The 11,020-nt window shown below is 41.9% G+C and carries 13 protein-coding genes and 2 pseudogenes; 7 read left to right on the top strand and 8 right to left on the bottom strand.

Features of this window, described 5'->3' with window-relative positions:
• Positions 1–111 precede the first annotated feature (111 nt).
• From SD31_RS15605 to SD31_RS12545, 3 genes are read right to left on the bottom strand one after another with little or no spacing between them, the layout of a single operon-like run.
• Positions 112–318 carry a hypothetical protein gene (locus SD31_RS15605; RefSeq protein ID WP_052259038.1) on the bottom strand — a complete coding sequence of 69 codons (207 nt, stop codon included), beginning with the start codon at positions 316–318 and terminating at the stop codon, positions 112–114.
• Between the two features lie 7 nt (positions 319–325).
• The gene (locus SD31_RS15610; RefSeq protein ID WP_052259039.1) at positions 326–631 is read right to left on the bottom strand and encodes a hypothetical protein; all 306 of its coding nucleotides are present in this window, start codon (positions 629–631) and stop codon (positions 326–328) included.
• 5 nt (positions 632–636) lie between these two features.
• Positions 637–1,380 (bottom strand): RluA family pseudouridine synthase, encoded by a 744-nt coding sequence (locus SD31_RS12545; RefSeq protein WP_039054390.1) that lies wholly within the window; start codon positions 1,378–1,380, stop codon positions 637–639.
• Positions 1,381–1,490: 110 nt separating this feature from the next.
• Between SD31_RS12545 and panB the strand changes: the two are divergent.
• The 5 genes and pseudogenes from panB (at position 1,491) to SD31_RS12570 (ending at position 4,872) form a co-directional block, all read left to right on the top strand.
• A pseudogene (gene panB, locus SD31_RS12550) lies at positions 1,491–2,308 on the top strand (3-methyl-2-oxobutanoate hydroxymethyltransferase).
• Positions 2,309–2,322: 14 nt separating this feature from the next.
• Entirely contained in the window at positions 2,323–2,685 is a 363-nt protein-coding gene (locus tag SD31_RS12555) for a hypothetical protein (RefSeq protein WP_039054391.1), read from the top strand.
• Positions 2,676–2,888: a hypothetical protein gene (locus SD31_RS12560; RefSeq protein ID WP_039054392.1), complete on the top strand. Its 213-nt coding sequence runs from the start codon at positions 2,676–2,678 to the stop codon at positions 2,886–2,888. The genes SD31_RS12555 and SD31_RS12560 overlap by 10 nt, the downstream gene beginning before the upstream one ends.
• A gap of 113 nt (positions 2,889–3,001) precedes the next feature.
• Positions 3,002–4,000 carry a L,D-transpeptidase gene (locus tag SD31_RS12565; protein ID WP_231561580.1) on the top strand — a complete coding sequence of 333 codons (999 nt, stop codon included), beginning with the start codon at positions 3,002–3,004 and terminating at the stop codon, positions 3,998–4,000.
• Positions 4,001–4,110: 110 nt separating this feature from the next.
• Complete coding sequence (locus tag SD31_RS12570) at positions 4,111–4,872, top strand: murein L,D-transpeptidase catalytic domain family protein (protein WP_082021952.1); 762 nt, start codon at positions 4,111–4,113, stop codon at positions 4,870–4,872.
• 83 nt (positions 4,873–4,955) lie between these two features.
• On the opposite strand, the gene SD31_RS12575 is transcribed toward SD31_RS12570, so the two are convergent.
• Both SD31_RS12575 and SD31_RS17605 read right to left on the bottom strand, forming a co-directional pair.
• Positions 4,956–5,558 (bottom strand): bile acid:sodium symporter, encoded by a 603-nt coding sequence (locus tag SD31_RS12575; protein WP_410528265.1) that lies wholly within the window; start codon positions 5,556–5,558, stop codon positions 4,956–4,958.
• A gap of 26 nt (positions 5,559–5,584) precedes the next feature.
• Entirely contained in the window at positions 5,585–5,869 is a 285-nt protein-coding gene (locus tag SD31_RS17605) for a bile acid:sodium symporter (RefSeq protein ID WP_197053706.1), read from the bottom strand.
• Positions 5,870–5,992: 123 nt separating this feature from the next.
• Between SD31_RS17605 and SD31_RS12580 the strand changes: the two genes are divergently transcribed.
• Positions 5,993–7,198 (top strand): pyridoxal phosphate-dependent aminotransferase, encoded by a 1,206-nt coding sequence (locus tag SD31_RS12580; RefSeq protein WP_231561581.1) that lies wholly within the window; start codon positions 5,993–5,995, stop codon positions 7,196–7,198.
• A 57-nt stretch (positions 7,199–7,255) separates the two neighbouring features.
• Here the strand turns inward: SD31_RS12580 and SD31_RS12585 are convergent, their stop codons facing one another.
• Positions 7,256–7,759, bottom strand: a complete 504-nt coding sequence (locus SD31_RS12585) for a lipocalin-like domain-containing protein (protein WP_039054394.1) — start codon at positions 7,757–7,759, stop codon at positions 7,256–7,258.
• Positions 7,760–7,878: 119 nt separating this feature from the next.
• Between SD31_RS12585 and SD31_RS12590 the strand changes: the two genes are divergently transcribed.
• Positions 7,879–8,265, top strand: a complete 387-nt coding sequence (locus SD31_RS12590; protein WP_231561582.1) for a YchJ family protein — start codon at positions 7,879–7,881, stop codon at positions 8,263–8,265.
• A 56-nt stretch (positions 8,266–8,321) separates the two neighbouring features.
• On the opposite strand, the pseudogene SD31_RS21395 reads toward SD31_RS12590, so the two are convergent.
• Together SD31_RS21395 and SD31_RS12600 are read right to left on the bottom strand one after the other, a co-directional pair.
• Positions 8,322–10,234 (bottom strand): annotated as a pseudogene (locus SD31_RS21395) (amidophosphoribosyltransferase).
• 228 nt (positions 10,235–10,462) lie between these two features.
• The coding region (locus SD31_RS12600) for an ammonia channel protein (RefSeq protein WP_039054396.1) at positions 10,463–11,020 on the bottom strand (558 nt) is incomplete at its 5' end.

The raw sequence follows: 11,020 nt of genomic DNA on the forward strand, positions 1-11,020 counted from the left end.
TCTAGTCAATAAAAATGTTATTGATTATAAGTTTGACATCAAATCCACCGCAAGAGACATGAATCGCGCCATTTCCCTGGCTACTAGCTTACGCAATTAAGCTTTCCTTTCCTATTCCAAAATTAACTGGTTGTAGGGGAKGSCGTCGGACAGCCAAWCTTTCGGAATGTCGCTATAGGGATATACTATTGGGAGGTCAAGGTTTTCTCCTTTCAAGAAGTCATTAGCCCCGCGGATGTTGTTATCAATCTCCACAAGAAGAAACTCTATCTTACCACTGTCCTTAAATTTGTCGTACAACTTTTGGATGGAAGGCATCTCCGCCTTACAAGGCGGACACCATGTTGTCCACGAAGTTTATTAAAACTACCTTACCCTTAAGGTCTCTCACATGGACAGGATTTCCTTTGTCATCCACAAAAGATACTGCAGGACCTCCTGTGACTGATATAGTCTGTTGCTCTTTTTTGGGCTCTTGCTGCGCTGAAGTCTCTAACTTGGGTCTGAACAAACCTAGCTTCATCAGCTGGCGCTGTACGAAAATTCTAGTATCGGGAATCAGAACCACGACTAACAGCACACCCCAGATGAAGTATGACCATATATTCTTTTTGGAGCCCTTAGTATTCATCACTATTATGTATCAAATTTTTCCAATTGCTTCAGTAAGGTAGCAAAATCTTTTGGATATTCTGCCTCAAAGACGTACTGCTTTCCATCGATGTTTATCTCCAGCTTTTTAGAATGCAGAGCGAAACGTTTCATGATAGGCTGCTCTTCTTGATTTTTGGATAAGGTATATCCCCTTTTTTTGATTTGTGACAGGTATACAGGCTTTCCTTTATACATCTCATCCCCTACTATGGCGGCATGTTGTGTAGCCAGATGAATACGTATCTGGTGCATCCTTCCCGTTATGGGCTTACATTCCACCAACGTGAAATGCTTAAAATATTTAATACTGTTGAATATAGTTTCGGCCTGTTTACCTCGAGCACGATCTATCGTTACATTCTTATTACCTTGATTCAATATCGGCAGGTCTACTTTCAGGTCATTGAAAATATGGGTCCCTTGGATGACGGCGTGATAAATCTTATTCACCCGACGGCGTTCGAACTCTATAGACACCAAGCGGTATGTTTCCGGGTTTTTGGCGATTAGCAGCACGCCGGAAGTATCTTTGTCCAGACGGTGACATACTTGAGCGTCAGGACAGTACTTCTTCGCCAACCGCAAGATATTGACCTCACCTCCCTCCCGTTCGTCCAAAGAAGCAATGAACGGCGGTTTGTTGATGGCTATAAGGTTGTCATCTTCATGAACGATAAGTTCGGAGAACTTAGGAAATTTAAATAAACGGTTTTCGTTTTGCGTCATACTGCAAAAATAGCAAAACAATATGAGTATTTGTGACAAATGCGCTTTTTGCAATAAGATGAGGTTATACCTATTTATAATTCCTATTTTTGCAGCAAAACATTCTGAACATGTCTGTACATAAAACCATAAAAAGGGTAACTACTTCCGCTATTCGGGAGATGAAGATGCGCGGAGAAAAGATCAGCATGCTTACAAGCTACGACTTCACCACGGCACGCATCCTCGACGAGGCCGGAGTAGATGTAATCTTGGTGGGAGACTCTGCTGCCAACGTTTTTGCCGGCTATGAAACGACATTGCCTATAACCTTAGATAATATGATATACCATGCAGCCGCCGTGGCACGCGCCGCAAAACGAGCATTGGTATTGGTGGATTTACCTTTCGGTGAATACCAAGGCTCTACCGAGAAGGCTTATGAAGCGGCCGTACGCATGATGAAAGAATCTGGAGCGCACGCCTTAAAATTGGAAGGCGGCATAGAGATTATATAGACAACATTAAAAAAATTGTGAAAGCCGGAATTCCTGTGTGTGGCCATCTGGGACTTACCCCCCAGTCAATATACAAGTTCGGTGACTTCGGCGTACGCGCCAAAGAAGAAGCGGAAGCTGAAAAGCTCAAATCCGATGCCTTAGCCCTACAGGAAGCTGGATGTTTTGCCATCGTATTGGAAAAAATTCCGGCAAAGTTAGCCGAAGAGGTTTCCAACATGTTGCATATCCCTACCATAGGCATAGGTGCCGGCAGCGGTTGCGACGGCCAGGTGTTGGTAGTAAACGACATGTTGGGTATGACCAAAGATTTCAAGCCTAAGTTTTTGCGTCAATACGCCAACCTGTATGAGACTATCTCCGCCGCGGCTACACAATATGTTTCCGACGTCAAAAGCAAAGATTATCCTAACGAGAACGAACAATATTAAGCCATAGCGAGTAGATGACCAAAATCATCATCATAGGAGCCCTTATTGCGATACTTTTCTACTCGATAGTACGAAAGCTCGGCGGTATGAATTCTTCTTATACGCAAAGACTTTCCACCCCGTCAGAAATTATCGTCATAAGTGCTTCGCTCGCCATCTATAAGTCCTTGCTCCGAAAGACGCTACTATCCGTGGGAACAGGAGTTCTTATTCTGTTGGTTTGCATCATCCTAGCAGCAAAATTCAAAATAGCGCTAATCATGCTCCCCTTGAGCTTTTATCTTATAGGGCAGTTCTTCGTATTGAGCAACCATATTAAAGCCGTAAAAAAACAAACGACATATTCTACAACCGCAACACACATGATATGGAGGTAGATTTTGCAGATGGCAAAAAAATAAAGTTCAACCTTCTTACAGACACCATAAAAGTCAAAGAGGTGAAAGCCGTACAGAAAAACAATGGTGTACTCTTAGGCTATTTCAGCCTAAAAACCCAATTCCCACACAGTGAATATCCCCTATCTTATCGCTCTCAATGGCTATACACAACCTTTCTTCAACACCCTTCAATCCTTTGACAGAGAGATTGAAACAAAATTGTTTCCCGTAATTTAATTTGATATATTTGATTTAGAACAATAAATCAAATATCGCTTTTATGCGTTTAATATTTCTCCTATTAACCGGAAGTATGGTTCTGCTTTCATGCGTGAACAACAGTAAACCTTCTACACAAGAAAAGGCTGAACAGCAAAAGCAGGACAGCCTCGAAAAAGTCCGTAAAGAACAAGAAGAAGCCGAAAAGCAAAGACCTCGAACTGTTGCCGACATCAAACTGAAAAAAGAATTAAAGTATGACAGATATACCTTGGATGACACATATAAATACAAGGATACCGTACGGCAGTTTCAATGGGAAAAAATTAAGGAAAAACTAGCACAGATCGAAAATCTACAGCATGGAAATAACTTCTACGCCATAGTTTCCAATTACAAAAATAAAAATGGAGAAGCTCCTACTGTTCCCAACTACAAAAGAAACGCCTACAAAAGGGTTTCCGACACCTTAGGCACAGAGCGCTACCAATCGGCACCGCTCTATGAGGTAGGTAACGACAAGCATCCTGTAATCTACGGCCGCGACGGCTCCCTCGTCAAGCTGCTTAGTAGCGACACCCTAAAGATGGTAAAAGTGCAAGGCTTAACCAATTTCGAAGGGGAATGGGAAATCCCGCGTCGCTACCTAATCCTCATCGGAGATACAGTGACATTCAAACATGTGGTTGTCGTCGACGTCAAAAATCAAAACATATGTACACTAGATCACGTGGAGGATACATGGTATGTCCGCAGTATGAATGCTGCCACGACAGGAAGACATGCACCTCCCTACGCTATGGAAACACCCGTAGGAATTTTTGTTGTACAAGAGCGTAAAGCCAAAATGTTTTATTACAAGGATGGCACAACCTCCATAGAAGGTTTTGCTCCATGGGCTTCCCGGTTCACAAATGGAGCCTATATTCACGGCATTCCCGTGAACAACCCAAAAGGACAGATTATTGAAACCAGTCCTACTTTGGGCACCATTCCGAGGTCACATATGTGTGTTCGCACGGCCTCCTCTCATTCTAAATTTATATACGATTGGGTAAAACCACATTCTTCACTTGTAATTGTCATAGATTAACCATAAGTTAAAAATTAACATTTATTAACACAATTATAAAATACTGATAACGAACTTTGTAAGTCATCAAAAGGATATGTGCGTATGAGAAATTCGATTTTTATATTGTGATGATAGCAGTGTTGGCTGGTGTTGTCACAATTATTAGTCAGTCCGGGGCAACCTATTCCCAAACCGACCACAAAGACAGCCTAGCCGATAACTTCACCCCTCATAAAATTGTGGAAAAACGTTCCTTGGTGGAAAAGCTCTATAAGGAAATAGGGTTGGAAGACAAATTGCAATATGATGCCTTCGAAAAGGCTATGGTCGGCTACGAACAGTTAAATCCGAAAAATAAGAACATCATATCTATCATAGATTTTACGCTTCCTTCTACAGAAAAGAGACTCTATGTCATCGATATCAAAAACAAGAAGTTGCTGTATCATACGATTGTGTCTCATGGGCGCAACAGTGGTGAGAAGTACGCTACTTCTTTTTCGAATAGACATGGCTCGCATCAGAGTTCTTTGGGATTCTATATTACGGAAAACACCTATCAAGGAGGAAACGGCTATTCTTTAGTATTGAACGGTCTTGAAAGGGGCATTAACGACCAGGCTAAACCGAGGGCCGTAGTCATCCATGGTGCAGATTATTGTAGTGAAGCCGTCATAAAATCTACCGGAAGACTGGGTAGAAGCTACGGCTGTCCTGCCCTTCCGCGTGAGCTTGCTAAGCCGATTATCAACACGATAAAAAACGGCACCATGCTCTTTATATATGCACAGGACCAAGACTATATGGCCCAGTCCAAGATTCTTAAACAAAGTCAGTCCTTATTGGCTCAGCATATCGATGATGCTGACTCAAGCAGTTTTACGTATTAATTGCCGCTATTATTGCAAAAAAGCTGACCCTAGAGGTCAGTTTTTTTTTTGCATATTGTTCGCAATCACGCTTATCACCAGAATCATGAAAAGCATGATAAAGACATAATCGGAAGAAAATATAATCCCGCATAAGGATTATTAACGAATAGGAACTTGCCAAACACACTGCCATGGGTAAGCGACTTCTTCGAACCACAGAATAAGGCAGTAATCTCATCTTCTCTACTGAATCCTAATAATTTGGAGACCAGATGCGTCAACCAATAAACCAGTATAAAGAGAACCACCACACCCACTGCCACAAATACCAAATGCTTGTAGCCTACTTCACCGAAGATGCCATCGACAAAGGAATGGGCAAAACTACCATAAACAATCAGCAGGATAACCAAACGATCGAAAGTAGATAAAGCTTTACTATGTTTTCTAGCCCAATTTCCTGCATAACGTTGCAACAAAAGTCCTAACATCACAGGAAGGATGATTTCCGTAAAAAGCCCCACATAAACATCTACAAAGACATTTTCCGTACGAAATACCAGAAAAAAGCTCATCCACAGCGGGGTAATCAATACGCCTATGAGTCCTGAAATGCTGGCATTGAAAATCGCTGCTGGTACGTTTCCTTTGGCAAGGGATACCATGACCACCGACGAAGAAACCGTAGAAGGTAATGCCGCCAAAAAGAAAAAAGAGAGCCAACAGATTTTCAATCTATTCCGCGACCTACTAAAGGTCTTAACAATAGACAACATAGACGGGAAACAAAACGAATAGTGATACACTGTACGACCAGATGCAATCTCCAGTTGCGCAAGCCATTTTTGATATCAGTAAGGCTTAATTTCAAGCCGTAAAAGAAAAAAATAAACGAAACTCCTACTGTGCTTATTGCTTCCAAAGTATTTCCGTCGCCATGAAGTGCCAGCTGAGGAAAAAAATATGCCGCAACAATGCTAAGAAACAGAAATAAAATAAAGCGATCTATTATCATGCCTTTCAAATATAACGCATTCCCACACACTTTGGAATAGTTTAACGACAGGATTATAAATTTGTTAATTTATTAACAAATACCTCATTAATTTGAATCATATATAATTATATTTGTATCACTATGAGTACAGCATCATATTTATCCAATAGAATCAATAGCCTGTCGGAATCGGCGACATTGAAAATGACCAAGCTTGGTCGTGAACTTGCAGCAAAAGGCATCAACGTAATCAGCCTCAGTGTGGGTGAACCGGATTTCAACACCCCAGATAATGTGAAAGAAGCTGCTAAGAAAGCCTTAGACGAAAACTACACACGTTATTCGCCGGTTGCGGGATATCCGGATCTGCGTCAAGCTGTAGTAGACAAACTGAAAAGAGAAAACGGACTAGATTACGATATATCACAGATTGTTATTTCTACAGGAGCAAAACAATCTTTGTCGAATGTGATTCTTACCCTGATAAATCCAGGTGATGAAGTGATCATCCCTACACCTTATTGGGTGTCGTATTCGGAAATGGTAACCCTTGCCGAAGGTAAGTCTGTATTTATCGACACGACTATAGAAAGCAACTTCAAGATTACGCCAGAACAATTGGAAGCGGCTATCACGCCTAAAACAAAGCTGTTCATGTTCTCCTCACCATGTAACCCTACAGGATCGGTATACAGCAAAGAGGAATTGGCAGGTCTAGCAAAAGTATTCGAAAAATATCCAAACATCTTTATCATCTCTGACGAGATCTACGAACATATCAACTTCGTAGACAAACATGAATCTATAGCACAATTCGATAGTATTAAAGACCGTGTAATCATCGTAAACGGCTTCTCAAAAGCTTATGCGATGACAGGCTGGAGATTGGGATATATAGCAGCCAACAAAGAAATCGCTGCCGCTAACGAAAAATTGCAAGGACAAACTACATCGGGAACTTGCTCTATAGCACAGCGTGCCGGCATTGCGGCCTATCAAGATGGATTGGAGTCTGTGCAGAAGATGAAAGAAGCCTTCGCACGCCGCCGCCAGCTTGTATATGATCTGTTAAACGACATTCCAGGAGTAAAAACAAACATGCCGGAAGGTGCTTTCTACTTCTTCCCTGAAATCAGCTCTTTCTTCGGAAAAAAAGATCCGGAAGGAAATGTCATTAAAGATTCTGCAGACTTAGCTTTATATTTGTTGAACTATGGACATATTGCTACCGTAGGTGGAGACTCTTTCGGAAACAACAACTATATACGTCTTTCTTATGCTGCTTCAGACGAAAATCTGAAAGAGGCTCTTCGCAGAATGAAAGAAGCTTTAGCCAAATTAGTATAATATCCATTAAATAATATCCTATTTAAAAGAAAAGGGGCCTAAACAGCCCCTTTCTTTTTATAAGAATCCAAACCCTCTCGAAAACTCTTCGCTTTCAGCCTCTATCTCTTCGGTCTTGTGGACGCGTTGCCATGTCATGTACACATGTACAAACTGCCCACCCGACAGCACAGGATCCACGGACTTCTGATACATGATATCTTTTTCAAAATCCATCTTTCGTACTTGCTTCTCTCCCTCCCAGTTGGGATGTAAAGAGGTTATAATATTATACGTAACCCTCGAATATTCACTATCTATCGTATATGTTCCCGAAAATGCTATATATTGTTTGGCTCTGGCAGCAAGGTCACTATCAGAAACCGAAAAACGGTCTTCATTTTCATATCTGCTTGACGTATTGACGGCAATCTGTACCGACATGAAGCCATCTGGACTTAAAATCAGTATGCCTTTAGGTTTTTGGCCTAACGGAAATTGATAATCGTCTCCCCCTACGGGAATTTCAATATAGGATAACAACTTCCACGAGCCTACAATTTCGTTTTTCAATGAAGTCATAGTTTAGTATTTACGGTGATAACGCTTAAAGAGAACTTTTAGTTTAAAAAATTTTATCAATTTACATTTTTATGAAAATATATGCCCCTAAACCGTAATTTTGGGGAAAGAAAAGCCTGATGATGAACAACAATACCTGTCCTTGTGGAAGTGCCCGAAATTATTCCGACTGTTGTGGAAAAATACATAGCGGCAGGGAGGCTGCTCAGGATGCAGAAGCTTTGATGCGCGCCCGCTACAGTGCTTTTGCCCTGCAAAATATAGATTTCATATATAACACATTCCACCCTACCACCCGAAGATTTCAAAACAAAAAAGAGATTGCCACTTGGGCACAGGCTTGTAAATGGATACATCTAGAAATCATACGCTCCACAGTAAATACTGTAGAGTTTAAAGCCCACTATCTCGACGAGGAAGGACAGCCACATATACACCACGAAAAGTCCACCTTCAAAATGCTTAACAAGCAGTGGTTTTATGTAGACGGAAAAATTTTCGCTTAAAAAAGAAGGGCTAATCGTGTAGATTAGCCCTTTATGATGGATTTTAATAACCGTTTCTAGTTACTGAAATAAGCTCTTACGTTTTTACCTTCCACCCAGTTCATGAAGGCTTTATTCACAACCTTATTTCCTCCTGGCGTTGGATAATCACCGGAGAAGTACCAGTCTCCTCGGTGGTTAGGACATGCTTCATGAAGATTTTCCAAAGTCTGGAAGATAATCTGAAATTCAGCTTTCAGATGGTGAGGTCTTACGATGTTAGCTATCTCTTCCGAAATTTCCTCATAAGTGAAAGGTTCGTAGATAGCCTTCACATAGTTCTCCACCTGATCTTTTGGAAGGGTAATCGACGCCAGACATTTTTGATACACCTCGTCGATGATGCGTGACATACCATTCTGCGCAACAGATTTATCGCCGCTTCGAATGCCACAAACTCACCCATCCTAGACATATCAATACCATAACAGTCCGGATAGCGGATCTGAGGCGCTGAAGAGACAATGATAATCTTCTTAGGATTCAGACGGTCCAAAATGGTAAGGATGGACTGTTTCAGTGTAGTACCACGCACAATAGAGTCGTCAATAGCTACGATGGTATCTTGATGATCGCGTACAATACCGTAAGTAGTATCGTAAACGTGCTGTACCATGTCTTGGCGGTCAGCATCTTGAGTGATAAACGTACGCAATTTGGCGTCTTTAATATTAAGCTTCTCAAAACGAGGGTGCAAGCTCAATATTTCGTTCATCTCCTCATCAGAAACCTTATCACTGCGATTCAGCAACACTTCTTTCTGATAGTCGCGCACATATTTGTTCATCCCTTCCATCATACCGTAGTAGGATACTTCCGCAGTGTTAGGGATGAAAGAGAATACTGTATTTTTGATGTCGTGGTTGATTGCTTTCAACACCTGAGGGCAAAGAAGCATTCCCAGCTTCTTACGCTCTTGATAGATGTCAGCATCCGAGCCTCTGGAAAAATATATTCTTTCGAACGAACAAGATTTTTGTTCTGTAGGTTCTCTGAACATCTCTTCGGTGATGGTGCCGTCTTTTTTCACAATCAGCGCATGGCCCGGCTTGATCTCTTTCACCGCATTCAATGGCACATTAAATGCCGTCTGGATGACAGGGCGTTCGGACGCTACCACCAACACTTCTTCATCTTGATAGTAGAAGGCAGGACGTATACCTGCAGGATCGCGCATCACGAAAGCATCACCATGCCCCATAATTCCGGCAATAGTGTACCCTCCATCCCATGTTTTTGCCGAGCGCGTAAGGATCTTGGCAACGTCTATATGTTTGGCTATAAGAGCCGATTATTTCAACGTTAGAATAACCTTTCTTTTTTAAATTGGTCGAAAAGGTTTTGGTTTTCCACATCCAAGAAGTGACCGATTTTTTCCAACACGGTTACGGTATCGGCCTGCTCTTTAGGGTGCTGTCCCAGATCGTACAGCTGCTGCAGCAACTCATCTACATTTGTCATGTTGAAGTTACCTGCAACAACAAGGTTACGCGTCATCCAGTTGTTTTGTCTCAAGAAGGGGTGGCAGCTTTCTATGCTGTTTTTACCGTGTGTTCCATAGCGCAGGTGCCCTAGAAGTACCTCTCCGGTGAAGCTTACATTTTCTTTCAACCATTGAGGGTCTTTAGATTCTTCCGGATACGCCTTATGTACAGCTTCAAACTTCTTCTGCACATATTCAAAAATATCAGCTACCGCTGATGCCCCCATCGCTCTATATCTGCTTATATAACGATGACCAGGCTTTACATCAAATTTGATAGTAGCAATACCCGCTCCATCCTGACCACGATTGTGCTGTTTCTCCATGAGAAGATACAGTTTGTTAATGCCGTAGTAAGGGGTGCCATATTTTTCCTGGTAATATGAGAGGGGTTTTAATAATCTGATTAGTGCGATACCACATCTCGTGTTTTATAGCGTCACTCATAGTCTGAATTGATGCTGCAAAGTTACAAAAATTACAACGTGTAAAAACACCTCCACTTCTTTTTTACAGAAAAAAAAATACATACCACCTGTTTTACAACAAAGTCTCTAGACTTCAACACATTTCATCCTCACAATTTCAACATTTGCCCTCCACAAAATAAAAAACTCGGCCAGAAGGATAGACCGAGTCATCATAATTTAGATAATATTAAGGAGGGAAATCTTATTACAGTTTTTCGCCGTGCTGCGAAATATCCAGCCCCACTTCTTCGTCCTCTTCTTTCACACGCAACGGAGTGATTACATCTACAGCTTTAAGCACGATGAATGCCATCACCAACGTAAATGCTACCGCACCTACCAGTCCTATAAGATGGGCTACGAACAAACCTGTTTCGCCATAGATAAGTCCATTTGTCGTCACCGCCTCATTAATAGAGCCATGAGCAAACACACCTGTCAGCACCATACCTACCATACCACCCACACCATGACTTGGAAACACATCCAAAGTATCGTCAAGCTGGGACTTCGTTCTCCACTCGATACAGATACGGCTTATCACGGCCGCTACAGCACCTATCACAAAAGAATGTGGAATAGTTACAAATCCCGCAGCAGGCGTGATGGCTACCAAGCCTATCACCACACCTATACATACTCCCATGGCCGAAGGTTTGATACCTCTTGCCGCATCAAAGAAGATATATGTAAGCGCTGCAGCTCCCGACGCAGTGGATGTCGTCGCCAACGCTGTTGCTGCCAGCTGTGACGCTCCAAACGC

The sequence above is a fragment of the Sphingobacterium sp. T2 genome, assembly GCF_000814685.1.
Classification (GTDB): domain Bacteria; phylum Bacteroidota; class Bacteroidia; order Sphingobacteriales; family Sphingobacteriaceae; genus Sphingobacterium; species Sphingobacterium thermophilum.